The sequence below is a fragment of the Pseudomonas corni genome, from assembly GCF_057128765.1.
On the sequence record NZ_JBSKHW010000002.1, the window covers coordinates 557457 to 583566 of the forward strand.

Annotated in this window: 21 protein-coding genes; 12 read left to right on the forward strand and 9 right to left on the reverse strand. The window is 57.2% G+C overall.

Translation table 11 applies throughout. The annotated features are described in order from the left end of the window. Positions 1–19 precede the first annotated feature (19 nt). From ACWKV9_RS06260 to ACWKV9_RS06270, 3 genes are all read left to right on the forward strand, one after another. Positions 20–1015 (forward strand): AraC family transcriptional regulator, encoded by a 996-nt coding sequence (locus tag ACWKV9_RS06260; RefSeq protein WP_483835204.1) that lies wholly within the window; start codon positions 20–22, stop codon positions 1013–1015. A 172-nt stretch (positions 1016–1187) separates the two neighbouring features. Further along, positions 1188–2216 carry a histone deacetylase family protein gene (locus tag ACWKV9_RS06265; RefSeq protein WP_483835205.1) on the forward strand — a complete coding sequence of 343 codons (1029 nt, stop codon included), beginning with the start codon at positions 1188–1190 and terminating at the stop codon, positions 2214–2216. Positions 2217–2258: 42 nt separating this feature from the next. Beyond that, positions 2259–3359 carry a polyamine ABC transporter substrate-binding protein gene (locus tag ACWKV9_RS06270; protein WP_483835206.1) on the forward strand — a complete coding sequence of 367 codons (1101 nt, stop codon included), beginning with the start codon at positions 2259–2261 and terminating at the stop codon, positions 3357–3359. Positions 3360–3391: 32 nt separating this feature from the next. Here the strand turns inward: ACWKV9_RS06270 and ACWKV9_RS06275 are convergent, their stop codons facing one another. Next, a complete protein-coding gene (locus ACWKV9_RS06275) occupies positions 3392–4297 on the reverse strand; it encodes a bestrophin family protein (RefSeq protein WP_483835398.1) in 906 nt (301 codons plus the stop codon). Positions 4298–4546: 249 nt separating this feature from the next. On the opposite strand from ACWKV9_RS06275, the gene tkt reads away from it, so the two are divergent. Further along, complete coding sequence (gene tkt / locus ACWKV9_RS06280; RefSeq protein ID WP_483835207.1) at positions 4547–6628, forward strand: transketolase; 2082 nt, start codon at positions 4547–4549, stop codon at positions 6626–6628. 118 nt (positions 6629–6746) lie between these two features. Here tkt and ACWKV9_RS06285 read toward each other — a convergent pair whose 3' ends face one another. Both ACWKV9_RS06285 and pdxR read right to left on the reverse strand, forming a co-directional pair. Continuing rightward, a complete protein-coding gene (locus ACWKV9_RS06285) occupies positions 6747–7958 on the reverse strand; it encodes a YeeE/YedE family protein (RefSeq protein ID WP_483835208.1) in 1212 nt (403 codons plus the stop codon). A gap of 182 nt (positions 7959–8140) precedes the next feature. Beyond that, positions 8141–9685, reverse strand: a complete 1545-nt coding sequence (gene pdxR, locus ACWKV9_RS06290) for a MocR-like pyridoxine biosynthesis transcription factor PdxR (protein WP_483835209.1) — start codon at positions 9683–9685, stop codon at positions 8141–8143. Positions 9686–9774: 89 nt separating this feature from the next. Between pdxR and ACWKV9_RS06295 the strand changes: the two genes are divergently transcribed. From ACWKV9_RS06295 to ACWKV9_RS06305, 3 genes are read left to right on the forward strand one after another with little or no spacing between them, the layout of a single operon-like run. Then, on the forward strand, positions 9775–10416 hold the full coding sequence (locus ACWKV9_RS06295; RefSeq protein ID WP_483835210.1) for an FMN-binding negative transcriptional regulator: 642 nt from the start codon (positions 9775–9777) through the stop codon (positions 10414–10416). After that, positions 10409–10855, forward strand: coding sequence for an N-acetyltransferase family protein (locus ACWKV9_RS06300; protein ID WP_483835211.1), 447 nt, complete (start codon positions 10409–10411; stop codon positions 10853–10855). The genes ACWKV9_RS06295 and ACWKV9_RS06300 overlap by 8 nt, the downstream gene beginning before the upstream one ends. Positions 10856–10885: 30 nt before the next feature. Then, positions 10886–11554: a GNAT family N-acetyltransferase gene (locus ACWKV9_RS06305; protein WP_483835212.1), complete on the forward strand. Its 669-nt coding sequence runs from the start codon at positions 10886–10888 to the stop codon at positions 11552–11554. 106 nt (positions 11555–11660) lie between these two features. Here ACWKV9_RS06305 and ACWKV9_RS06310 read toward each other — a convergent pair whose 3' ends face one another. Further along, positions 11661–13016, reverse strand: a complete 1356-nt coding sequence (locus ACWKV9_RS06310) for a hypothetical protein (protein ID WP_483835213.1) — start codon at positions 13014–13016, stop codon at positions 11661–11663. Positions 13017–13510: 494 nt separating this feature from the next. Here ACWKV9_RS06310 and ACWKV9_RS06315 point away from each other — a divergent pair, with 494 nt between their 5' ends. Then, positions 13511–14134 (forward strand): hypothetical protein, encoded by a 624-nt coding sequence (locus ACWKV9_RS06315; protein ID WP_483835214.1) that lies wholly within the window; start codon positions 13511–13513, stop codon positions 14132–14134. Between the two features lie 55 nt (positions 14135–14189). On the opposite strand, the gene oadA is transcribed toward ACWKV9_RS06315, so the two are convergent. Next, positions 14190–15998, reverse strand: a complete 1809-nt coding sequence (gene oadA, locus ACWKV9_RS06320; protein WP_483835215.1) for a sodium-extruding oxaloacetate decarboxylase subunit alpha — start codon at positions 15996–15998, stop codon at positions 14190–14192. Positions 15999–16101: 103 nt separating this feature from the next. After that, on the reverse strand, positions 16102–17517 hold the full coding sequence (locus tag ACWKV9_RS06325) for an acetyl-CoA carboxylase biotin carboxylase subunit (RefSeq protein ID WP_483835216.1): 1416 nt from the start codon (positions 17515–17517) through the stop codon (positions 16102–16104). 183 nt (positions 17518–17700) lie between these two features. On the opposite strand from ACWKV9_RS06325, the gene ACWKV9_RS06330 reads away from it, so the two are divergent. Beyond that, complete coding sequence (locus ACWKV9_RS06330) at positions 17701–18651, forward strand: LysR family transcriptional regulator (protein ID WP_483835217.1); 951 nt, start codon at positions 17701–17703, stop codon at positions 18649–18651. Here ACWKV9_RS06330 and ACWKV9_RS06335 read toward each other — a convergent pair. Both ACWKV9_RS06335 and hexR read right to left on the reverse strand, forming a co-directional pair. Then, positions 18605–18835, reverse strand: coding sequence for a PA3496 family putative envelope integrity protein (locus ACWKV9_RS06335; RefSeq protein ID WP_483835218.1), 231 nt, complete (start codon positions 18833–18835; stop codon positions 18605–18607). The genes ACWKV9_RS06330 and ACWKV9_RS06335 overlap by 47 nt on opposite strands. A 201-nt stretch (positions 18836–19036) precedes the next feature. Further along, entirely contained in the window at positions 19037–19903 is an 867-nt protein-coding gene (gene hexR / locus ACWKV9_RS06340; protein ID WP_483835219.1) for a transcriptional regulator HexR, read from the reverse strand. A gap of 288 nt (positions 19904–20191) precedes the next feature. Here hexR and uvrD point away from each other — a divergent pair, with 288 nt between their 5' ends. The 3 genes from uvrD (at position 20192) to ACWKV9_RS06355 (ending at position 24070) form a co-directional block, all read left to right on the forward strand. Beyond that, a complete protein-coding gene (gene uvrD / locus ACWKV9_RS06345) occupies positions 20192–22375 on the forward strand; it encodes a DNA helicase II (protein ID WP_483835220.1) in 2184 nt (727 codons plus the stop codon). Positions 22376–22674: 299 nt separating this feature from the next. After that, positions 22675–23529: a Tim44 domain-containing protein gene (locus ACWKV9_RS06350; RefSeq protein WP_483835221.1), complete on the forward strand. Its 855-nt coding sequence runs from the start codon at positions 22675–22677 to the stop codon at positions 23527–23529. A gap of 133 nt (positions 23530–23662) precedes the next feature. After that, positions 23663–24070: an SMI1/KNR4 family protein gene (locus ACWKV9_RS06355; protein WP_349800999.1), complete on the forward strand. Its 408-nt coding sequence runs from the start codon at positions 23663–23665 to the stop codon at positions 24068–24070. 33 nt (positions 24071–24103) lie between these two features. Here the strand turns inward: ACWKV9_RS06355 and ACWKV9_RS06360 are convergent, their stop codons facing one another. Then, entirely contained in the window at positions 24104–25867 is a 1764-nt protein-coding gene (locus ACWKV9_RS06360) for a cation:proton antiporter (RefSeq protein ID WP_483835222.1), read from the reverse strand. Positions 25868–26110 lie beyond the last annotated feature (243 nt).

Sequence of the window (26110 nt, forward strand, 5' to 3'; positions counted from 1 at the left end):
AAACGATCGGACGCAGCCCATGCTCCACTCCCACCTCACCACCCTCAATGCGGTTTCGCTGGTCCTGAGCACCTTCGCGGCAGAGGGTTTGAGCAGCGAGCCTTTACTGGCGGGGAGCGGGATCACCGAGGCGGACTTGAGCCGACCGGATATCCGCATCACTACCTATCAAGAGATGCAGGTCTGCGCCAATGCCGTGGCGTTGCGCAAGGAAATCGGCCTGCAGTTGGGGCGGCGTATGCATGTGTCGTCTTACGGGATCCTCGGTTACGCGCTGCTCACCGCTGCCACTTTCGGTGACGCGTTACGGCTGGCGCTGGAATACCCCGCATTGCTCGGCACGCTGTTCGAACTGACATTGATCGAGGACGGTGAGCGGGTCTGGTTCAGCGCCAGCGACTATCGCGACGATGAGGGCTTGCAGGTGTTCAACGCCGAATTGTGCATCGGCTCACTGAAGGTCATTTGCGACGATTTGCTGGGTAAGCCACTGCCGTTGCTGAGTGTGCGGTTTGCCCACGGAGCGCCTGAATACCAATCCAGTTATCAGGACAGCTTTGAGTGCGCAGTGATGTTCGATCACGCTGCCGACAGCGCTTTCGCGTTCGACCGCCGCTGGCTTGACCAGCCGCTGCCGCTGGCCGATCCGATCACCCACCGCGACATGCGCGAACGCTGTCGGCGTCAGAACATCGAGTTCACCGGCCGTCAGGCATGGTTAGGGCGCATTCGTCATTTGCTAGCCGCACAGCTGGATCAAACGCCCAGCCTGGGCTCGATTGCTCAAAAAATGAACTGCTCGGAGCGCAGCCTTCGCCGCCACTTGCACGCGACTGGCAGTAGCTATCAACAACTGCTGGACGAGCTACGCTTCGAACGCGCCAAGCAATTGCTGCATGAGGACCGCCTGCCGATTCATCGCATTGCTGAAGCACTGGGCTTCAGCGAAACTGCGAGCTTTCGCCATGCCTTCATTCGCTGGAGCGGCGTAGCCCCCAGCCAGTTTCGCGGCTGACTCACTGCCCTCAAACCACTGCCTCCAAACGGGGCATCACGCGCTATTAAGGGGCGATATTCGGCCAATATTTCTGGCCGAATAAGTCCTCTTTTGGCCGCTTGCACCGTTCCTGTTGCACGCTCTGCTCACCAAGAATGAGCAACCGTTCAGCCCACTGGAGCACAACAATATGCTGACGATCTATTCGGACGATCACCACCTGCACCACGGCCGCTGCGAATTGATCGACGGCCAGCTCATGCCGTGTTTTGAGATGCCGTCGCGAGCCGACCACGTCCTGCAACGGGTCAAAGATCGTCAGCTAGGGGTGATTGAAGCGCCGCAGGACTTCGGACTGGCGCCCATCCAAAAAATACATACGGACGCTTATCTCGAATTTTTCAAAGGCGCATGGGCTCGTTGGGCCGAGACAAAAACCGAAGGTGATTTGCTGCCCTTTACCTGGCCGGCGCGCACATTGCGTCATGTCATGCCAAAAAGTCTGCACGGCCAGTTGGGTTACTACAGCTTCGACGGCGGCGCCCCGATTACCGCTGGCACTTGGCAGGCGGCATATAGCGCCGCGCAAGTGGCACTGACCGGGCAGGCAGCGATTCAAAACGGCGCCCCCAGCGCCTTCGCCCTGTGCCGCCCACCGGGACACCATGCCGCCAGCGATTTGATGGGCGGTTATTGCTACCTCAACAACGCCGCCATTGCCGCTCAGGCATTCATCGATCAGGGCCATAAAAAGGTCGCGATTCTGGACGTGGATTACCACCACGGCAACGGCACGCAGTCGATTTTCTACGAGCGCAGTGACGTGCTGTTCGCCTCGATTCATGGCGACCCAGAAGCGGAGTTTCCGTTTTTCCTCGGTTATGCCGATGAGTTGGGCGAAGGCGCGGGAGAAGGCTTCAATTTCAACTATCCGCTCGCCGCAGGCATCGGCTGGGATCAGTGGAGCGCTGCGCTGGAGCAGGCGTGCGCAGAGGTCGAGCGTTATGACGCGGACGTGATCTTGGTGTCGCTGGGCGTGGATACGTTCAAGGACGACCCCATTTCGCAGTTCAAACTAGACAGCCCTGATTACCTGCGCATGGGCGAGCGCATTGCCCGACTGGGTAAGCCGACGCTGTTTGTGATGGAAGGCGGCTACGCCGTCGAGGAAATCGGCATCAACGCCGTGAACGTGCTGGAAGGTTTCGAAAACGCCTGATCCCTACGCACCAGAATGCGAACCAGAAGAAGAGAGAACACGATGAACCGACTCAAGCGTCTCATTGCTCCAGCACTCTGCGCGGCGTTGTCCGCTGGCGCCGCTCAGGCCGACGAGGGCCGAACCCTGCGCGTCTACAACTGGTTCGACTACATCACTCCCAAAACGCTGGAGGATTTCAAGCAGGAGACCAAGGTCAACCTGATCTACGACATCTTCGACACCAACGAGGCGCTTGAGGCCAAGCTGCTGACCGGCAACTCCGGCTACGACGTGGTGGTGCCGTCTAACGTATTCCTGGCTAAACAGATCGAAGCCGGGGTGTTTCAACCGCTGGACAAGAGCCAGCTGCCGAACTATTCGCACCTTGATCCCAAGCTGATGAAGCTGCTGGAGGTCAATGATCCGGGCAACAAATATGCTGTGCCCTATATGTACGGCACGATTTTGATCGGCTTTAACCCGGCCAAGGTCAAAGCGGCGCTGGGTGAAAACGCGCCAGTAGATAGCTGGGACCTGATCTTCAAAGAAGAGAACATCAGCAAGCTCAAGCAGTGTGGCGTGGCACTACTGGATTCGCCTTCGGAGATTCTGCCGTTGGCTTTACAACATTTGGGTCTTGATCCGAACAGTAAGAACCCCGCGGACTACACCAAGGCCGAAGCGCTGCTGATGAAGATTCGTCCGTACATCACCTATTTCCACTCATCCAAGTACATGGCCGACATCGCCAATGGCGATATCTGTGTGGCGGTTGGTTATTCGGGCAGTTTCTCGCAAGCGGCCAACCGCGCCAAGGAGGCCAAGAACGGCGTGGTGGTGGATATGCGCTTGCCGAAAGAAGGCGCGCCGATTTGGTTCGACATGCTGGCGATTCCGAAGGGTGCCAAGGATTCGGAGGACGCGCACACGTTCATCAACTACTTGCTGCAGCCCAAGGTCATCGCACCGATCAGCGATTTTGTCGGCTATCCGAATCCCAACAAAGACGCGACCGAGCTGGTCGATCCGGCAATCCGCAACAACCCGAATCTGTACCCAACTGAAGAAGCGATGAAAACGCTCTACACCCTGACGCCACTGCCCCGAGATGCAGAACGGGCGCGGACGCGGGTATGGACAAAAATCAAATCGGGCACCTAGTCAAAATCTGTAGGAGCGCGCTTGCTCTGGCGCTACACGCTGCCCACCAGCTCGCGCTCGTCCCGCTCCTGAGTTGCATCACGCAGCATCGAATTCAGGTTCCCGGCGATGTTTTCGCACAGCGCCTTCATTTGAATTTCATGCTCGGATGCCTTGAACGGGCTTTGCAAATCGGTGCCGATTTTCTCGATCGCCAGCAACATGAAGCCCACAACAGTAGAAGCCAGGGGGGTAAACCAGCCCAGTGTCTCGACCAGACCGATCGGTACGATGATGCAGAACAAGGTGATGAACAGACGAGGAAAGGTCACGTAAGGGTATGGCAGCGGCGTATTGGCAATCCGCTCCATGCCGCCCTGGCAGTTGGATATTTCAACCAGCGTGGCCTCAAGTCGCTCCAGACGAATACTGTCCAGACGCCCGGCCTTGTACTCCTTGGCAATGATCGCGGCCGAGGTGTTGAGCAAATCGTTGGGGAAATTGTTGGTGCGCGTGCGCCGATCGTATTCAGCGCGCGGGATCATCGCTGTCACGTCTTCGTTGCAGTGGCCGCCCTTCAAGTGCGCCGAGAGGCACTCAACGTAGGCCACGTGCCGACGCAGCAACACGGCCTTGACCGGATTGAGTTCATCTTCGTCATCAATCAGCGTCAGCACTTGACGTGCATAGCTGCGGGAGTTATTCACCAGCGCGCCCCAGAGCGTCCGCGCTTCCCACCAGCGGTTGTAGGCGCTGGAGTTTCGAAAACTGGTCAGTACTACCAGCGCCGATCCGAGCAACGTCAGCGGCATCGATGGCAAGGTGATCTTGCGTTCCAGGTAAAGCATGAAGTCGACGGTGACAACCACGTCCCATATCAGCAGCCAGAACAGCGACCAACCGATGTAGGTAAACGTCCTGATCATGGCGCGGTATTTCTTGACGATGAATTGCTGCAAAGGCCACCCCATTGGTAAAAATCTTGCCGGGTACGCATTGATGCCCGGCATGCCTGACTTTGAATACATTGAGGGCAGATGGTTCGCCGTCCGGAGCTTTCATCGACGAGCTGCTGAATCGTTTAGCCGTCCCAGAGCACCCGCGCTTTAACCCCGGACCGCCGGGGCATTATTCATGGAACAAACCCGCCCTCCTCATGCTCAACTCTTGTCTGGATGTTTCAGCAACACGTCACGAGGAGAAAGTTAATGGGCACGTCTTCAACGTCTCGCTCCATCGAACCACATACCGACCGCGACCAACTGACCATCAATACCATCCGCACCCTGGCAATGGACGCCGTGCAGAAGGCCAATTCCGGCCATCCCGGCACGCCCATGGCGCTGGCGCCCGTCGGTTACACGGTGTGGAAGGATTTCCTGCGCTATCACCCTGAACACCCGGACTGGCCGAATCGTGACCGTTTCGTGCTGTCAGTCGGCCACGCTTCGATGCTGCTCTATTCGCTGTTGCACCTGGCGGGCGTCGTCGAAATCGACGAACACGGCAAGCCGTCCGGCAAACCGGCGGTCAGCCTTGAGGACATCAAGCAGTTTCGCCAGATGGACTCCAAAACCCCCGGCCACCCTGAATACCGTATGACCACGGGTGTGGAAACAACCACCGGCCCGCTGGGTCAGGGTTGTGCCAACAGCGTCGGCATGGCGATGGCCGAACGTTGGCTAGGCGAGCACTTCAACCGCCCTGGCGCGACATTGTTCGATTACAGCGTCTACGTGCTGTGCGGCGACGGCGATATGATGGAGGGCGTCACCGCCGAGGCAGCCTCACTGGCCGGCCACCTCAAGCTGTCGAACCTGTGCTGGATCTACGACAACAACACCATCAGCATTGAAGGCCACACCGAACTCGCTTACAGCGACGACGTGCAAACGCGCTTCGAAGGCTATGGCTGGAATACCGTTCATGTTGCCGATGCGAACGACGCGCAGGCGCTGGCAAAAGCGCTAAACCTGTTCAAGCAAACTGACAGCGCGCCCACCTTGATCGTGGTCGACAGCGTTATCGGCTTCGGTTCACCGAATAAGCACAACACCTCTGCAGCCCACGGCGAACCGCTGGGCGCTGATGAAATCAAGCTGACCAAAAAAGCCTACGGCTGGGATGAGAACTCAAGCTTCCTGGTGCCGGATGAAGCCAAACACTTCTTGCGCGACGCACTGCTCAGTCACAACGGTGCCGACTTCGACGCATGGCAGCAAACTCTTGCCAACTTCGAGAAGAATGAGCCGGACTTGGCCGATCAACTCAAGCGCATGCGCGCAGGCGAAATGCCGGCCGGCTGGCAAGACAAGCTGGAAAACTTCGAAACCGACGCCAAGGGCATCGCATCGCGAGCCTCCGGCGGCAAGGTACTGAATGCCTTTGCGGCGAAAATCCCGTGGGTGATCGGCGGTTCGGCCGACCTTTCGCCGTCCACCAAAACCAACCTGACTTTCGATGGCGCGGGCAGTTTTGAAGCGGGTAATTACGGCGGCCGCAACCTGCACTTCGGGATTCGCGAACACGCGATGGGCTCGATTGCCAATGGCCTGGCGCTGTCCTACATCCGCCCGTACACCTCGACGTTCCTGGTGTTCAGCGATTACATGAAGCCGCCGATTCGTCTGGCGTCGATCATGGAGTTGCCGGTGGTGTTCGTCTTTACCCATGACTCCATTGGCGTGGGCGAAGACGGGCCTACGCATCAGCCCATCGAGCAACTGACACAACTGCGTGCCACACCAGGCCTGATCACGTTGCGTCCGGGTGATGCCAACGAAACGACGCAAGCGTGGAAAATTGCCCTTGCGCAGACGAATCGTCCGTCCTGCATCGTGCTGTCACGTCAACCACTGCCAACGCTGGATCGCAGTAAGTACGCAAGCGCTGAAGGGGTGGCTAAAGGCGCCTACGTGCTGGCGGATTCAGGCAAGGGCGAGCCGGATGTGATTTTGATCGCGACCGGCAGCGAGGTCGGCATGACTGTCGCAGCCTATGAGCAGCTTGTTGGCGAAGGCGTGTCGGCGCGCGTGGTGTCTATGCCAAGCTGGGAGTTGTTCGAAGATCAGGACAAGGCCTATCGCGACAGCGTTTTCCCGCCGAGCGTGAAAGGCCGGGTCGTCGTCGAGCAGGCAGGGCCGATGGGCTGGGATCGCTACGTTGGGCAGACTGGCGCCAAGGTAGTGATGAACAGTTTTGGGGCGTCAGCGCCGATCGAGAAGCTTCAAGCCAAGTTCGGGTTTACGGTGGAGAACATTGTCAAACTGGCCAAAGAACAGATCGGCTGAGGCCATCTGTAGGAGCCAACCTGTTGGCGAGGCGGACAACGCGCTGTATCAGCGATGACGTCTCGCGAACAAGTTCGCTCCTACAGATATCTGCTGCCCGGCAGGCCAGGTAGCGTTATCAACAGCCGGTCAACGCCACAGGTTGCCTTTCCCCTGCGAAGAAAAATGGACGCATCCGCACGCCTGCCACATTGCCGATGTATGCGGCGACCAGCCACAACCAGCCATGCAAGCTGCCAGACGCGATACCACTGAAATACGCGCCGATGTTGCACCCATACGCCAGGCGCGAGCCGTAACCCAGCAACAGCCCGCCAATCACTGCAGCGACGATGGAGCGCGCTGGGATTTTCAGGCTTGGGGCGAAACGTCCTGCCAGCCCCGCCGCCAACAACGCACCCAGCATGATGCCGATGTCCATGACCGTGGTGATGTCTTCCCACACCGGTGCAGCCAAAGCTTTCGCATTCGCCGGCATTTGCCAGAACACCCAACTGCTCACGTCCACACCCAAACCGCTCGCCACCTTCGCGCCCCACAGGGCAAACGCCGAGGTGATGCCCCATGGACGACCGGCCAGTGCCAGGGTTGCATAGTTCAGCAATGCCAGCGCAATAGCACCCCACACCAAGGGCCATGGCCCGCGCAAGAAGCGGCGCAGGCCGATGTGCTCACTGGTAGCCGGGGCCTCAAGTTCGCCATGGCGGCGCTTTTCCAGTTTGACGGTGATGAGCGCAATCAAGGCAAACAACGCCAGACTGGCGATCAACGCAGGCAACACACCGAAGGTTTTGACGATGGAGGTGGCCGGAAAGGACGGCAGCGAGAACCACCAATCCACGTGATGGGTTGCGATCAGTGAGCCGATGATGAAAAACAACAAAGTGATCAGCATTCGCGCATTGCCACCGCCCACGGTGAACAGCGTGCCCGAAGCGCAACCGCCGCCCAGTTGCATGCCGATGCCAAAGATGAACGCGCCAAACACCACCGATACACCGGCCGGAGCTACCAGACCCGTGACAGGCGAGCCGAATAAGGTGCCTGCCCCCAATGCCGGGAAGAACAGCACAACTGCCACCGCCAGCATCACCATCTGCGCCCGCAGACCAGCGCCGCGACGCTCTTTGATGAACACGCGCCAGGCCGACGTAAAACCAAATGCCGCGTGATACAGCGTCAGGCCCAACGCCGCGCCAACGATCAGCAGCAGAACCTGCTTGCCGCCCACGCTGTTTTGCAGAAAAACAGCGCCTATGAGCAGCAGAATGAAAGCAATCAATGGCGCGCCGAACTTACGCTCTGGCGCAACGGAAAGGGGAAGGCTCATGGGAGTCTCTCGAAGAAAGTGTGCGATGGGCGCGAGTATACGCCGGTAGAGCTGGGGGTTTGACCCACCATCTGCCCCAACCTGTAGGAGCGAATTTATTCGCGAGAGGGCAGACAGCATGATGAATATCGGACACCTGTAACGCCGCCTCGCGAATAAATTCGCTCCTACAGGATCTGACTTCAGCTCCAGACTTTTCGCAGCCGCTCCAGCGCCGAGGCGATGTCAGCCTCGGGAACGGCTGCAAAGCCCAGCACCAAACCCGCCCGCTCATCCATTGGCGTCGACGATTCAGGCAGCCAATATTCGCTCAGTGGATTGATTTCAACGCCAACGCTCTCGGCCAGCGCGACCAGCTGTTGCTCGCGGGCGATGCTGTCGACTTTCAACGCGACGTGCAGCCCGGCCACCGGTTTTGGCATCGGGCCGCAACCGGCAATCCCCTCAGGCCATCCCTCCAGCAAAGCATTGCGCCGATTCAAAGCCGCGCGACGCATGCGCCGGATATGTCGCTGAAAGTGACCGGCGGCTATGAACTCAGCCATCACCGCCTGGGTGCCGATTTCCGAATGACGCATGTCCACTGCCCGGCGCTGGCTGAAGGGTTCAACAAGATCGAGGGGCAGCACCAGATAACCCAGGCGCAAAGCCGGAAACGCCACCTTGCCGAAGGTGCCGACGTACAACACACGTCCGTGCTGATCAAGCGCCGCCAAGGGTGCCAGCGGTGCGCCGCTGTATCGATATTCGCCGTCGTAGTCGTCCTCCACGATCCAGCCGCCGGTTCGCTCGGCCCATGCCAGTAATTGCAGGCGGCGCGCCAGGCTCATGGTGACACCAGTCGGGTATTGGTGGGACGGCGTGACGTAAGCCAGCTTGCTAAAGCTGCTGTCCAGCGCTTCGCTGCACATCCCCTCCCCATCAACCGGAATGCCATGCAGTGTCGCCCCGGCAATCGCGAACGCGTGGCCCGCTGCTCTATAGCCGGGGTTTTCCACAGATACCCCGTCGCCAGGTTCCAGTAGCAGCTGTGCACAAAGGGTAATTGCCTGCTGCGCGCCACTGGTGATCACAATTTGCTCAGCGGTGCAGTGCAAATCCCGGGATGTCCTTAGATAAGCAGCAATCAGTTGGCGCAAACGCCATTCACCCGCCGCATCGCCATAGCCGAGCTGCTGCATGTCCGGCCTTCGCCAGAAAGCCGCGTGAAGCTTGCCCCAAACCGTAAACGGGAACAGATCGAAAGCCGGAACGCCCACCCGAAATGCTCGTGGCAGGCCGGTTCTTCTAGGGCTCAAATGATGCTCTTCCAGCCGTTCCAGCGCAGTACTGTGGATAACTTTGCTGGATAAATCCTCAGTGCATTTCGGCGGTTTTGTGGATAACCCTGTGGGTAAGCCTGTTGTTAACCCTGTGGACAAATTTGTGGATAGTTTTTTGGCCGTGCTGGCGTTCGCTGCTAATTGGGCGACGTACGTCCCATCGCCAATACGCCCTTCGATAAAACCTTCGGCGTAAAGCTGATCGTAGGCGCGCATTACGCTGTTGCGTGAAATCGTCAACGCCGCGGCCAGGTCTCGACTTGCAGGCAGGCGGGTGCCGCTGCTCAAGCCACCGTCGAGAATTCGCTGCCGAAGCGCCTGATACAACTGACGGCTCAAACCCTGACGGCGGTCAAGTTGAATGCCAGCGAAATCGAAGGTGAGCGAGGGTGGGGACGGCGGCATGGAATTGGTCCTGCTCAATTGATCATTAATGGCTCTTACAACAGACCAATAGGCTGCCTAGGATTGGCTCAGTCGCCAAGGAAAATCTCATGTACACACCGTCCTATTTCAAAGACGCCGATTTGACCCGCCTGCATGCCCAGATCAACGGTGCCCGCCTGGCCATGCTGGTCACATCCGGCGAATCTGGCTTGCAAGCCAGCCACCTACCGCTGTTGTTTAATCACGACGAAGGCGAGCATGGGACGCTGTACGGGCACTTCGCCAAGGCCAATCCACAGTGGAAAGACCTGCAGAGCGGCGCGCAGGTACTGGTCATCTTTCCGGGTGGTGACGCCTACGTGAGCCCTTCGTTTTATCCGGCGAAAGCCGAGCACGGCAAAGTTGTGCCGACCTGGAATTATCTGGCGATTCACGCCTACGGCCACGCCGAGGTTTTCACCGAACAACAGCGGCTGCTTGAGTTAGTCAGCGCTCTGACCGACAAGCACGAAACAGGCCGCGCAAGCCCTTGGGCAGTCAGCGATGCGCCAGCGGACTACATTGAAAAGATGCTGGGCGCCATCGTCGGTTTTGCCCTTCCCATCGAGCGACTGGAAGGCAAATGCAAGCTGAATCAGAACCGCAGCACCGAGGACATTGCCGGAGTACGCGACGGACTTGCCGCCAGCGACCAAGCGAACGATCAGGAAATCGCTCAACAAATGAGCCAAGGAGAATCCCGTGTCTGATGTGCAAATCAAACCCGTTACCCCGGCCGATCACGCCCAATGGCTGCCGCTGTGGCAGGCATATTTGAAGTTCTACAAAACTGAACTGGCAGACAGCATCAGCCACAGTACTTGGCTACGATTGTTGGATGCCAATGAGCCGACCCATGCGGCGCTCGCCTGGAAGGACGGCAAGGCCATAGGCCTGGTGCATTTCATCTACCATCGCTCCAACTGGAGCATCCACAATGCGTGCTATCTGCAGGACTTGATTGTCGCCTCCGAGCAGCGTGGCACGGGTGTCGGACGGTTGTTAATCGAATACGTCTACGCGACGGCCAAACAGGACGGCTGCGACAAGGTCCACTGGCTGACCCACGAAACCAATGCGACGGCGATTCAGCTCTACGAGCGCATCGCCGAGCGGCCTGGCTATATCCAGTTCCGCAAACCGCTTTAAGCCCAACTTCAATCTCTGGAATGCCCCGACATGTCGAACCTTGAACACTGGCAAGCCGCGACACTGCCTGATAGCCGCACGCTGCAAGGACGTTTCATTCGTCTGGAGAAACTCGATCTCGCGCACCATGGCGATGGTCTATGGGCTGCGCTGCAAGGCCCTGGCTCAGACGCCAGGCTGTGGGATTACTTGCCCTATGGCCCGTTTACCGAACGCAGCGCCTTCGATGATTTTCTGTCCGGCATGCAAGCAGGTAGCGATCCTTGGTTCTACACCGTGATCGATCAAGATACCGGCGCTATCGATGGCTATCTGAGCCTGATGTCCATCGTGCCCGCTCATGGTCGTATCGAGATTGGTCACGTCACGTTCGGCGCATCCATGCAGCGCACGCCGAAAAGCACGGAGGCGGTCTACCTTCTTGCCAAGGAGTCCTTCGCGCTGGGAAATCGTCGTCTGGAGTGGAAATGCAACGGCGACAACGCCCGTTCCAAACGGGCCGCCGAACGTTTTGGTTTCACGTACGAAGGCACGTTCCGCCAGCACATGGTTGTGAAGGGTCAAAACCGTAATACGGCGTGGTATTCAATCATCGACACTGAATGGCCTGAGCTGCAGAGCGCGTTTGAGTCATGGCTCGCCCCTGAAAACCAACCCGCGAGTGGACAAATCAAAACCCTGGAGCAGTTTTATAAGTAACAGCGACGGGGCGAAAGCTTCACCCAGCATACCGGACGTCCTCTTTAGGTAGTGGCCGCCCGGTAAGATGACAAAGCATCACCGCAAAAATGGACTCCCTGCGTCGTTACTCTTTCACATCCGTGAAAGCCATGACGACAGCATACTCACCCTTAACGACTACACCTGTCACCAGAATACGGTTGGGCAAGCCACCTTCTCGACGCTGAACAACAAGTGCTTTCAACTGCACACCCAAGGTGGAAAACACCCAACCTTGTCCTGAGCCAAAGCGCGTATCCAGCACGCCAGAGGCTAGGTAACGTGCAATAACGAATTCGCCTAACTCCGGCGCGCCAATGTAACCCAGCGCTAAAATGCCTCCATCACTTGAAGCGGCGTCCAGCCACGTTACCGTTCTTTTTGAACCCGGCAGATCCGCATACAGCAAGTTGCCTAAGTTAAAGGTTTGATCAACGGCACCGTCTAGCGTATAGGCAGCCATGACGCCTTGACCCGAGGCATTTCCCACTAATATCAGTGTGGACTCGTGTTGCACCAAAGCGGCGATATCACCATCGCTTCTTATTTCACCAAGTGGTGGCGTCAAAACAAAACCATCTGTTTGTGCGCTACCGCCGAACGCGGTATCTACTTTTCCATTCAAATCGTAGCGACTCAAATACCCTCTAACAGGCGCATCGTCATTTACAATGTATCCTGCAACAATAATTCCCCCATTCAAAATGATATGACATTTTACCGATGTTATTAATACGGACTTTCCTGTGAGATAGCGGATATAAACATGGCCTTCTTTTTGAAATGACTCGTCGCTCGTTCCGTCCGTTTTGAGCCGCCCAAGCACCGCATAGGCAAGGTAAATACCCGAATCCATGGATCGAGTGGGTCCCATCCAAGTGTAGAGGATCTTATTCTTGTCCACCGATGACACGACACCGGCAATAGGATCCGAGACATCATCGGAAGTTATTTTTAGGCCAACCGGCTTCTGGTCTGCGGGATGGCGAATGGACAGTGATATATGCCCCATACTTCCGAATGAAGTATCCAGGGTCCCGGCTTGGTCAAAACGAGCGATGCCTCCCATAAAAACCGTAAGCGCCGAACCACTGCCAGCCTGTCTGGCGCCCGAACTTCCGGACAGTAATATCTTATTATCTTGGGTGATAGTTACCGAGTTCGCTCGTGCATCTTTTTTATCTATAAAACTTCCAACTACCACACCTCGATCACCGAAACTGGAGTCTTGATCGCCGTCAGCGGTCAAACGAACAACCGCATACTGCTCGGCCTCGTGCGTCTTGAACGTTCCTGCCAGCAATATTTGACCACTGCCATCTATGAGGGCTTGTTTCGCATTACTAAATATGCCGCCGGCTTTTGTTAGGCGCACATTACCATTAACACCAAAGCTTGGATCCAGTTCACCGGGAAGATCAGCTCTTGATTGACTGGCCATCTTATTCACGCTCCTGATTATTGACTCTTTATCGCAAATAACCAGACAGCAATCATCAACACTGCCGTCCTGTGGCCAATTGCAACTCCAAGATCAAATGTATGCGCAAATACCCACCTCGTATACTGTCAACTTTGACAGTTGACGGCGCAGTGCTGACAGAGGAAATTATTGCGCGCAAAAAAATGGGATACCTGCACCGCCGAAGGTTTGATCCTTTGAGTCCGGGATTATCAGCCCCCAAATCCCTATCAGACTGTCATCGGACCCAACATTATTTTTGCCACCACAGTGCTGGCATCTCAGTCTGTTACCAGCGACTGAACAATGCAGCTCCGCGCAGATGTATGAACTGGGCCTAATGAAGCCTCTTACAATCGGCAACACACCCCAAGGATCATCGACTGGCGCTTTAGATAAGCCACGCTAAGGTTAAGCACGTGACTAAAGCGCTCCATATCGAAGCGTTTTCACCACTAACAAGGATGTTAGAAATGAGTAATACAATTGAAGTGAATAGCAATTCCGCATCAGCCAATATTTCCGCCGTACAACAAAACCCGTGGCGCGTTCCACAACCCGTCTTATCGTCCGGGAAATATGGCAGCGTGATTATTGATCGCGGCCAACTCAAAAAATCGGTCGTGGGCAGTAACAACTATCACCTTTTTTCCCAGACCGGTCCCGGTGTCCAGTCGGTCGTTATCGTCGGCACCGCGCTGCAGGTGTTTGATTTCCTGCTCAGCCACGAGACACAGGGCATCGAAAACCAAATTACATCCCTGCCTGATATCTATATGGGTATTTCTCCCTATACACCCAAAAATCAATTTTCCGGTGTATTCGGAATTGGCGATACGCTGGTCAGCGTCGTGAAATACTTCGCGGGCCTCGCTCCTATACCAACCTGGGTAGATATTGCGAGTATTCCCAGCACACTGAAAGATATGAAGTCATCAATAACAAAACTGAGTGAAACAGAAAAAGCCAAAGGGCAAGTGCTGTATGTGAAGTTCAGCTACTTGCCGGAAGACAAGATGCAGAAGATTGGCACTCGCAAACTAAGCTTTAAAGAAATCCTGTATATCATCCAAAAAAATTACAAACAGCCTAAATAAAAAAAAGGGGAGCACCTGCCCCCCCGAGGTTTAAACCGTGTGAGTCGAAGCGCCCTTAACCTTCGATCTCAACCAATATTTCGCCGGGGTTCACGCGGTCGCCTTTGGCCACGTGAATTGCCGTGACCTTGCCAGCAACCGCCGCCTGAACTTCGGTCTCCATTTTCATGGCCTCGGTAATCAACACGGCCTGACCGGCTTTGACCATGTCGCCCTCCTTGACCAACACATCGACGATGTTGCCCGGCATGGTGGTGCTGACGTGCCCGGGTTTGCTGGCTTGCGGACGCTTGCCTATCCCACCGCTGACGAATTCGTTAAGCGGCTCGAACACCACTTCTTCCGGCATGCCATCAATCGACAGGTAAAAGTGACGCTTGCCTTCGGCCTTGACGCCGACGCCAGTGATGTCGACCCGGTAGCTTTCGCCATGTACGTCAATCACGAACTCGGTCGGTACACCTTCTCCGCCTACCTTGCCCACTGCGCCGGGCTCCGGAATGGGCAGCAGCTCTTCGGATTTCAACGTGCCTGCCGCGCGCTCTTCGAGAAACTTGCGCCCGATGTCCGGGAACATGGCGTAGGTCAGTACGTCCTCTTCGGACTTGGCCAACGCGCCAATTTCGCCGCGCAGCTTGGTCATTTCCGGCTTGAGCAAGTCAGCCGGACGCACATCGATGATGTCTTCGTTGCCAATGGCCTGACGGCGCAGCGTTTCGTCGACCATACCCGGCGCCTTGCCGTAACCGCCGGTGAGGTAAAGCTTCACCTCGTTGGTAATGGTCTTGTAACGTTCCCCCGCCAAGACGTTGAAGAACGCCTGGGTGCCTACGATTTGCGACGTCGGGGTTACCAGCGGCGGATAGCCAAGGTCTTTGCGCACGCGCGGAATTTCGGCCAGCACTTCGCCCATGCGGTTCAGCGCGCCCTGCTCTTTGAGCTGGTTGGCGAGGTTGGAGATCATCCCGCCCGGCACCTGATTGACCTGCACGCGGGTATCGACAGCAGTGAATTCGCTTTCGAACTGGTGATATTTCTTACGCACCGCGTAAAAATACAGACCTATTTCCTGAAGCAGTTCCAGATTGAGACCGGTGTCGAACTCGCTGCCCTTGAGCGCAGCAACCATCGATTCGGTACCGGGATGGCTGGTACCCCAGGCAAAGCTGGAGATCGCGGTATCGATATGATCGGCGCCGTTTTCGATGGCCTTGAGTTGGCACATCGCAGCCAGGCCAGCCGTGTCATGGGAGTGGATGAACACCGGCAGCGACTGCTCGGATTTCAGCGCTTTGACCAGCTCGCCAGTGGCATAAGGCGTCAGGAGACCTGCCATGTCTTTGATGGCTACCGAATCGCAACCCATGGCCTCCATCTGTCTGGCCTGGGCCACGAACGCCTCGATGGTATGCACCGGGCTGGTGGTGTAGGCGATGGTGCCTTGGGCATGTTTGCCCGACGCCTTCACCGCTTCGATGGCGACGCGCAGGTTACGCACATCGTTCATGGCGTCGAAAATGCGGAACACATCAATGCCGTTGACCGCCGCTTTAGCGACAAACGCCTTGACCACGTCATCGCTGTAATGGCGATAGCCCAGCAGATTCTGACCGCGCAGCAGCATTTGCAGACGCGTGTTAGGCAGCGCGGCGCGTAGCTGACGCAGACGCTCCCACGGGTCTTCCTTCAAAAAGCGCACGCACGCATCGAAGGTCGCGCCGCCCCAGCATTCCAGCGACCAATAGCCGACCTTATCGAGCTTGTCGCAGATCGGTAGCATGTCCTCGGTGCGCATGCGGGTCGCCAGCAGCGATTGGTGAGCGTCGCGCAGGATGGTATCTGTTACGAAGATCTTCTTAGTCATTTGAATCTCCTTTTGAGCCACAAGCTTCAGGCTACAAGCTGCAAGTAAAAGCCGGACGCGCTCTTGCTTGAAGCTTGCCGCTTAAAGCTTGCGGCTGCTTTGTTCAAAGCCCCGCATGGGCGGCAATGGCGGCGGCGATGGCCAGGGCCAGCTCTTCGGGTTTGCGCTTGATCGAGTAGTTGGTCAGTTCAGGGTGGCTTTCCACGAAGCTGGTGTTGAACTGCCCGCTACGAAATTCCGGGTTGCGCAGGATTTCCTGGTAATACGCGGCGGTAGTCTTAACGCCCTGCAAACGCATGTCGTCCAGCGCGCGCAAACCACGGTCCATGGCCTCTTCCCAGGTCAACGCCCACACAATCAGCTTCAGGCACATCGAGTCGTAATACGGCGGAATGGTGTAGCCGGTGTAAATCGCGGTATCGGTTCGTACACCCGGACCACCGGGCGCGTAATACCGGGTGATCTTGCCGAAGCTGGGCAGGAAGTTGTTCTTCGGGTCTTCGGCGTTGATGCGGAACTGCAGCGCGAAACCGCGATGAATGATGTCTTCCTGCTTCACCGAAAGCGGCAGCCCGGACGCGATACGAATCTGCTCGCGAACGATGTCGATACCGGTGATTTCTTCGGTGATGGTGTGTTCCACCTGCACGCGGGTGTTCATCTCCATGAAGTACACCTCGCCCTCGGCGAGCAGAAACTCCACGGTGCCAGCGTTCTCGTAACCCACCGCTTTGGCCGCACGCACCGACAAGTCGCCGATGTAGGCGCGCTGTTCAGGGGTCAATTGCGGGCTTGGCGCGATTTCGATGAGCTTCTGGTTTCGGCGCTGAATAGAGCAGTCACGTTCGAATAGATGCACGACGTTGCCGAAACTGTCGCCCAAGATCTGCGCTTCAATGTGCTTGGGGTTAACGATGCATTTTTCGAGGAAAACCTCGGCCTTGCCGAACGCTTTGGTCGCTTCCGAGATGACCCGAGGAAACGCCTGCTCCAGTTCATCACGGCTGTTGCAGCGTCGAATGCCGCGACCGCCGCCGCCTGACGTGGCTTTAAGCATGACCGGATAACCGATGCGATCGCCTTCGATCAGCGCTTCAGCGATGTCAGCGACGTTGCCTTCGGTGCCTGGCGTAACCGGAACGCCGGCCTTGATCATGCTACGGCGCGCTTCAGTCTTGTCGCCCATACGCCGGATGACTTCGGCAGAAGGGCCGATGAACTTAATGCCACGTTCAGCGCAAATGTCGGCCAATTCTGCGTTTTCAGACAGAAATCCATAACCTGGGTGCAATGCATCGCAGCCGGTTTCCACAGCCAGGTTCACCAGCTTGCGCGGGTTGAGATAGCCCTCAAGCGGTTCGGAGCCAATGCCGTATGCCTCGTCCGCGCGTTTTACATGCAGCGCGTGGCGGTCGGCGTCGGAATAGATCGCCACCGAGCGAATGCCCATTTCGGCGCAAGCGCGCACGATACGGACAGCAATCTCACCTCGGTTTGCGATCAGGATTTTTTTTATCACTGGCGTTTCCTCGACCGTTAAACAGACGAACCGGCGGGCCGGTCAACGCGTAACTGCATGTTGCCTCGCAGACGCATCGCTACCCTAAGCCGGATCAGGAATTAACAAAAATGAGTAAATATTGGGTTATCCATAAGTAAAAACTTATAGTGACCTGAATAACGCGGATCGGAGAATAATAAAATGCGTAAGTCATTGATGCGCATGACATTGCGTCAGCTACGGATTTTCAATGAAGTGTGCGATCTGCGCTCTTACAGCCGCGCTGCTGAAGAAATGTCCCTCACCCAGCCTGCCATCAGCCTGCAAATGCGTCAGCTGGAAGAGCTAATCGGGCAGCCACTTTTCGAATATGTCGGCAAAAAGCTCTACATGACCGAAGCCGCCGAAGCACTGCAACTGGCCAGCCGCGACATTTTTGGCCGGCTGGAAAATCTGGATATGCAGCTGTCGGACATGCAGGGCTCATTGCAGGGGCAATTGAAGCTGGCGATCGAGTCCAGCGCCAAGTATTTCGTGCCTCACCTGTTTGCAGCGTTCAAGCGGCAATACCCCGAAGTGATGCTGAACCTCACTGTCGTCAATCGCGCGCAAGTAATCAGGCGACTGTCGGATAACAGGGACGACTTGGTGGTGATGTCGATGGTGCCGCAGGACATGGGGCTGGAATTTCTGCCGTTTCTGAACAACCCGATTGTCGCGGTTGTCACGCCGGATCATCCGCTGTGTCAGATGGAAAAACCGACGCTCAAAGATCTGCAGCCCTACACGCTGGTGATTCGTGAATCGGGCTCGGGTACGCGCAGGGCTTGTGAGGAGTATTACAAGGAGAAGCGCATCCACTTCGAGCGCACCCTGGAAGTGTCGTCAGCCGAAGCGCAGCGCGAATGCGTGGTGGCGGGGCTAGGCGTGGCGCTGTTGACGCGTCACGCGCTGAGCCTGGAACTGGCCACCGGCGCGCTGGTGGAACTGCCGGTGGCCGAGTTGCCGTTGTACCGAAGCTGGTGCGTGGTGCAGGGGCGCGATAAACGCCTTTCCCCCGTGGCTCACGCGTTTCTCGCATTCATCCGCACTGAACGTGCGCAGATCAGTGAGATAGTTGCGCGGTTCGACGGCCGTCGTCCGACGCTTTAGTCGCCTGCCAGATGTGGCCGGAGGCAGCGTCGAGGTAATCAGAGAGCTCCTGATTCAAACGGCGCTCTTCGGAGTAGGTTTCGATTGCACGCCTGAACGCCATGCGACGCTGGTCTTCGTGCTGACGGCGGGTTTTGACGCTGGAGTTGCTCTGTTGCTGCGAGTCATCGTAGTGCCGAGGCATATCCTGTCTCCCATTGCGTGTGCGGGAGTACAGAGTGGTGGGCTGGCGTGACGATCAGGCGGCGAATGCGTGACAAGTTGGTGAAGGTTGTCGAATGACTTGTTGGAGCGAGGCTTGCCCGCGAAGAAAGCAACTCAGGGTGTCAGGCAATCCGAGCCGTTAGCTTCGCGGGCAAGCCTCGCTCCAACAGAGTTGTATTGATCAATCCTCGTGCGACTTGATCGACTTGGGCGACAACCGAAGGCTGCGCAGGCTGCGCTTGACGCTTTTGAGGTGGTTGACCAGGCTCGGCCCGCGCGCCATGGCAACGCCCATTGCCAGCACATCGATGACCACCAGGTGCGCGATGCGCGAGGTCAGCGGCGTGTAGATTTCGGTGTCTTCGTGCACATCGATCGCCAGATTGACCGTCGACAGCTCCGCCAGCGGTGTCTGGCTGGGGCACAACGTAATCAGGTTGGCGCCACTTTCACGCACCAGATTGGCGGTGATCAGCAAATCCTTGGAGCGTCCCGACTGGGAAATACACACCGCGACGTCAGTGGGCTTGAGCGTGACCGCCGACATCGCCTGCATATGGGGATCGGAATAGGACGCAGCTGTCAGCAGCAGGCGGAAAAACTTGTGCTGCGCGTCCGCCGCGACAGCGCCCGATGCACCAAACCCATAGAATTCAACCCGGTGAGCCGCGGCCATGACTGTCACCGCTGCCTGCAAGGCGTGGGGGTCGAGCTTTTCCCGAACCTCCATCAGCGTGTGCAGCGTGGTGTCGAAAATCTTCAGGCTGTAGTCCGCCACAGAATCATCTTCGTGGATCGCGAACTGCCCAAAACTTGCGCCTGCGGCCAGACTTTGCGCCAGCTTGAGCTTCAAATCCTGAAATCCCGTGCAACCTATCGCACGACAAAACCGCACGATGGTCGGCTCGCTGATCCCTACGTTGTGCGCAAGATCGGCCATGGAGCTGTGCATCACGGCCGCAGGGTCGAGCAACACATGGTCGGCAACCTTAAGCTCCGACTTGCGTAAGAGATGGCGTGACTGGGCAATGTGCTGCAACAGATTCAAGGGGCAGGACTCATTAAGTAGGGCGGGACGGGATGTAGCTTTCTTGTAGTTATACTACATGCCCTGCAAAGCGCCCAGCGAAACGGTCTGTCGAAATCGCAAGATTGGTCACGGTTCAGTGTAGGAGCGCGCTCACCCGCGATGACGGATTTGTACTCCCCACGTCTCTATGGCCTGTCGGATCTTTTCGCGGGCAAGCGCGCTCCTACAAATGCGTAGCTGCAACAGATTGCCGACCACCCGGCGTTAGAGTTTGCCCGCCAACATCCCACACCCTAGAATGCCCCGATGCGCGATGATCTCTCCCTTCTGCTTAACTCCCTCAACGATGCCCAACGCCAGGCCGTAGCTGCCTCCGTGGGTCGTCAGTTGGTTCTCGCTGGCGCTGGTTCCGGCAAAACCCGTGTGCTTGTGCATCGAATCGCCTGGTTGATCCAGGTCGAGAATGCCTCGCCACACTCGATCCTGTCGGTGACGTTCACCAACAAAGCCGCCGCCGAGATGCGTCATCGCATCGAGCAACTGATGGGGATCAGCCCTGCTGGCATGTGGGTTGGCACCTTCCACGGCCTGGCGCACCGCCTGCTTCGGGCGCATTGGCAGGAAGCGGGCCTGAGCCAGAGCTTCCAGATTCTTGACAGCGACGATCAGCAACGTGTGGTCAAGCGTGTGATCCGCGAATTGGGTCTGGACGAGAAGGCATGGCCAGCGCGTCAGGCACAGTGGTTCATCAATGGCCAGAAAGATGAAGGCCTGCGGCCCAAGCACATTCAGGCCAGCGGCGATCTGTTCCTGAGCACCATGAAGTCCATCTACGAAGGGTATGAAGTGGCGTGCCAGCGCGCTGGCGTCATCGACTTCTCCGAGCTGCTGCTGCGCGCGCTGGACCTGTGGCGGGACAACCCCGGTCTGCTGGCGCACTATCAACGCCGTTTCCGACATGTCTTGGTAGACGAATTCCAGGACACCAACGCCGTGCAGTACGCCTGGCTGCGCCTGCTCGCTCAAGGCGGCGACAGCTTGATGGTGGTAGGCGACGACGATCAGTCGATTTATGGCTGGCGTGGCGCGAAGATCGAGAATATCCATCAGTATTCCGATGACTTCCCGGACACCGAAACCATCCGGCTTGAGCAAAACTACCGCTCGACCGCGAGCATCCTCAAAGCAGCCAATGGCCTGATCGTCAACAACAGTGGTCGTTTGGGCAAAGAGCTGTGGACTGATGTCGGCGATGGCGAGCTGATCAGCCTCTACGCCGCCTTCAACGAACACGACGAAGCGCGCTACGTGGTCGAAACCATCGAAAGCGCCATCAAGACCGGCCTTGCCCGCAGCGACATCGCTATTCTTTATCGCTCCAACGCCCAGTCGCGGGTGCTGGAAGAGGCCTTGCTGCGCGAACGGATTCCGTACCGGATCTACGGCGGCCAGCGCTTCTTCGAGCGCGCCGAAATCAAGAACGCCATGGCCTACATGCGTGTCCTTGAAGGCCGCGGCAATGACTCGGCGCTGGAGCGCGTCATCAACGTCCCGCCCCGCGGCATCGGTGAGAAGACCATCGAAGCGATTCGTGCCCACGCTCGTCATTCCGATGTGTCTATGTGGGAGGCCATGCGCCTGCTCATTGCCAACAAAGGCCTGACCGGACGCGCCGCCGGTGCGCTGAGTGGCTTTGTCGAACTGATCGAGAGCCTGGCGGCGAAGGTCATGGAAATGCCACTGCACCTGATGACGCAGACCGTCATCGAGCAGTCCGGGCTGATTACGTATCACCAGGAAGAGAAAGGCGAGAAAGGTCAGGCCCGGGTGGAAAACCTTGAGGAGTTGGTCAGCGCAGCGCGTGCCTTCGAAGTCAGCGACGAAGAGGCGGATCTGACGCCACTGGCCGCCTTCCTGGGGCATGCATCACTGGAAGCGGGCGACGCCCAGGCCGATGAGCACGAAGACAGCATTCAGCTAATGACGCTGCACAGCGCCAAGGGACTGGAATTCCCGTACGTGTTTCTGGTGGGTATGGAGGAAGGCCTGTTCCCTCACAAGATGAGTCTGGAAGAGCCGGGCCGTCTGGAAGAGGAACGTCGTCTGGCTTATGTCGGGATCACTCGGGCGATGCAGCACCTCGTCCTGACTTACGCTGAAACTCGGCGTTTATATGGCAGCGAGACCTACAACAAGGTGTCGCGATTCGTACGTGAAGTGCCGGCCAATCTAATTCAGGAAGTGCGGCTGTCCAACAGCGTCACGCGTCCTTTCGGTGGTTCGAAGACGATGGCTCCGAGCCGTCTGTTCGATGGCGAAGGAATTCCGGAAAGTCAGTTCTCCCTTGGTCAACGCGTTGGCCACTCGATATTCGGCGAAGGCGTGATCCTGAATTTCGAAGGTTCCGGCGCACAGGCGCGGGTGCAGGTGAATTTCGAGGAAGGCAGCAAGTGGCTGATGCTGGGGTATGCGAAGCTGGAGCCTCTCTAAGACCAGATATTTCTATTTTTCTGTAGGAGTCAACTTGTTGGCGAGACGATTTATGCGCTGGATCAGGTAAGACGTCTCGCGAACAAGCTCGCTTCTACAGAAATCAGGCACCGCACCCGGGTTGTATTCCCACCCCATCACCCCCATCTTTCCTACAGAACTTTCTTCGTCTGCCTACAGCCCAAGTAGGACAGGCATTCTGAAAGATCACGCAAAAGCCGGAAACACTTGGCTGCTAGCCAGATGCCTAAGTGCTGTGCAACATGGCGCGCGTGCAATCCACAAACGGGAATCCCCATATGCAACGTTTTCTAAGCATCGCTTTGGCGCTGGTCATCGGGCTCACCATGAGCCTCGAAGCCAACGCTGCGCGTTTCGGTGGTGGCAAGAGCATGGGCTCCGCGCCAAGCCACCAGGCGCGTCAAACTGCCCCATCCACTCCTTCCGCTGCACCTAATGCTGCTGGCGCTCCTGCCGCTGCCGCAGGCGGCGCGTCCCGCTGGCTCGGCCCATTGGCCGGTATCGCAGCAGGCGGCCTGCTGGCCTCAATGTTCATGGGCGGCGGCTTCCAGGGCATGCAGTTCTTCGACATCCTGATCATGGCGGTCATCGCGTTCTTGATCTTCCGATTCATCGCCGCACGTCGCCGCAAGCAGCAGCCGCAGGTTGCTCCAGCAGGTGCTCCGTATCAGCGTGAGGTCTTTGAACAGAAGCCTGTTCAGAGCAACTCGATGTTTGGTGGTTCGGCCGCTGCAACGTCAGCCCGCCCGGTGATTCAGGCGCCCGCCTGGTTCAACGAAGAACGCTTCCTTGAAGCCGCTCGCTCGCACTTCCAGTCGCTGCAACAGCATTGGGACGCGAACGAAATGGACAAAATCTCTGAGTTCGTGACGCCACAAATGCTGCAGTTCCTGAAGAAAGAACGCGCTGACCTGGGTGATGGCTTCCAGTCCACGTACATCGACAACCTGACCGTGCAACTGGACGGCGTTGATGACCGCGCTGAAAAAACCATCGCGACCCTGACGTTTTCCGGCACCTCGAAGACTTCGCGCTTCGACCAGGGCGAAGTGTTCAGCGAAAGCTGGAACATGGAGCGCGCCCCTGGCGACAACCAGCCTTGGCTGGTGGCCGGTATCCGCCAGAACGGCTAAACCTCGTTAGGTTAGTTACAAACTGAAACCCCGGACCTGTCCGGGGTTTTTGTTTTTTGCACGCGCAACATTTAATCTGCGAACGCCTTTCAGCTACTGTATAAACCGCGCAAACCGTTAGAGGATCCACGTCGTGGAAGAAGTCATCGAGCAACTCCGTGAAGCAAACGAGCCGGTACCGGTCCCTCTGGAACTGCCGGATGAGGACCAACTGGTCGAGATCGAAGAACAGCTGTTCATCAACATTCCCTTCGTGTTCAAGGAATTCTTGCTGACGGTGAGCGATGTCGTTTACGGCAGTCTCGAACCTGTCACCGTGACCGATCCTGGCTCGCACACCTACATGCCGGAAGTTGCAGCCAGCGCTTGGGACATCGGCGTACCGCGCGAGTTGATTCCGATCTGTCAGGACGGCGAAGACTACTACTGCGTTGAGGAAGACGGCACGGTGGTGCTTTGGTCTGGCGAAGAAGAACTCGTCACCGAAGAGAGCTGGGAATCGGTCTGGCACTGGGCACGTGACGTCTGGCTGGAAAGCTGAAGACCGCCGCAGCCATCACGGCAGCCTGAAGACTTAATGCTCCGAAGGCTCCTGATGATTGCCCAGCGTTTCCAGTAAGGCGATTTGCATGCGCGTGTGCACGCGAATGAACCAACGCCACAAGACCGCGGCCACCACAGCAGCGACCACCACGATCAGTATGAGCAGCTCACTTGTCGGCAAGATGCTCGCTGACAGCGCCGCCAGTAGCAGAAAAATTACCAACAGCGACAACAGCGGAATCACTTCGGCGATCACGCGGCGAACGCGTTCGGTATGGCGCCCGGCCATTTCCGGCTTCACGCCCATCTCCGCCAGCAGCATCGACAGCGCTTTGAGCTTGCGATAGGCCGCGATCAAGAATGGCAGTGACAGCACCAGCGCCGCCCCACAGATCCAGGCTTTCTGCTGCCCCGCCTCAATGATCCAATCGGTCAAATACTCACCGATACGTTCGGCGAAATAGGCGCCGCAGAAGAAGATCGCTACCACCAGCGCCAGATTAACCCCGACCTGCAGCAAAATCTTTCTGATCATTGCGGCCAACAAGGCGCCCTGCCCCTGCGGCTGAATGCTGCGAAGCCATTCGCCATACATCCCGAAAACGCGGGCAACCCGAGTCGGCATGATGCTGCCCAGCTTGTGGGATAAAGGATCTGCCGAGCGAATAAGATACGGCGTAAGCAGGGTCGTGATGGCCGATACGGCTACAGCCACCGGGTACAGGAAGTCGCTGGTTACCTGAAGCGTCATCCCTAGCGCCGCGATGATGAAAGAAAATTCGCCGATCTGCGAAAGCCCCATCCCGACTCGCAGCGAGGTCTTACCATCGTTGCCTGCGATAAAGGCGCCGATCCCGCAGGACAGGATCTTGCCCAGCACCACCGCGACGGTGATAACTGCGATTGGCCAGGCGTAGTCGAGCAGGATCGCCGGATCGATCATCAAGCCAATCGCCACGAAAAAGATCGCACTGAACATGTCCCGAATTGGCTCGATCAACCGCTCTATCTTCAGCAGTTGTTTGGATTCAGCCATGATCGCGCCGATGAGAAACGCGCCCAAGACCATGCTGTATTCAAGCTTGACTACCAACAAACAAAAACCAAAGCACAGGCCTAGCACAGTGATCAGCAGCATTTCGTTGCTTTCAAACGTCGCGACATACGCCAACAGGCGCGGTACCAGCAATATGCCGATCACCAACGCAACGATCATGAACAGCGACAGTTTGCCAACGGTGGAAAACACCTCCCCCGAGCTGACAGTGCCGCTGACCGCAATGCCGGAAAGCAGCGCGATGATGCCAATGCCTAAAATGTCCTCAACGATCAGCACGCCGAAAATCAGCTGAGCGAAGCGCTGATTTTTCATCTTCAGATCGTTGAGGGCTTTGACGATGATCGTGGTGGAAGAAATCGCCAGAATCGCGCCAAGAAACAGCGAGTCCATGGTCTTCCAGCCAAAGAACTGACCGATTTCGTAACCGATCCAGATCATCAGGGTGATTTCCAGAAAGGCGGCAATGAACGCCGTCGCGCCGACTTTGAACAGCTTGCGCAGGCTAAACTCCAGACCCAGGCAAAACATCAGGAAAATCACCCCCAGCTCGGCCAGGGTTTTGATTGTCTCCTCATCGTGAATTAGCCCCACCGGCGGCGTATGCGGGCCGATGATGAAGCCAGCGACGATGTACCCCAGCACGACGGGTTGCTTGAGGCGATGGAACAGCACCGTGACCACGCCCGCGACTAGCATGATGACCGCTAAGTCCTGAATAAAGCTGATGGCATGCATGGGCGCGGCTCCTTGGATGATCGGAAACAATGTCCACCTCAGTCCGCCAGACGACGCTAATTGAGCGATAGCTCGCTGAATTGGCTAAGAAATGTCTGGTTGAGGCGTAGGAAATACCCGATCCACGGGTTTTCGCAGGTTAACACCGCGCATTCATCGATAAAGCCGGTGCAATATATGGAAACAGATGCAGGCACGCGTGACGGCAAACCGTCTATCAGCGTCCCGATAAGGTTGGTTTTT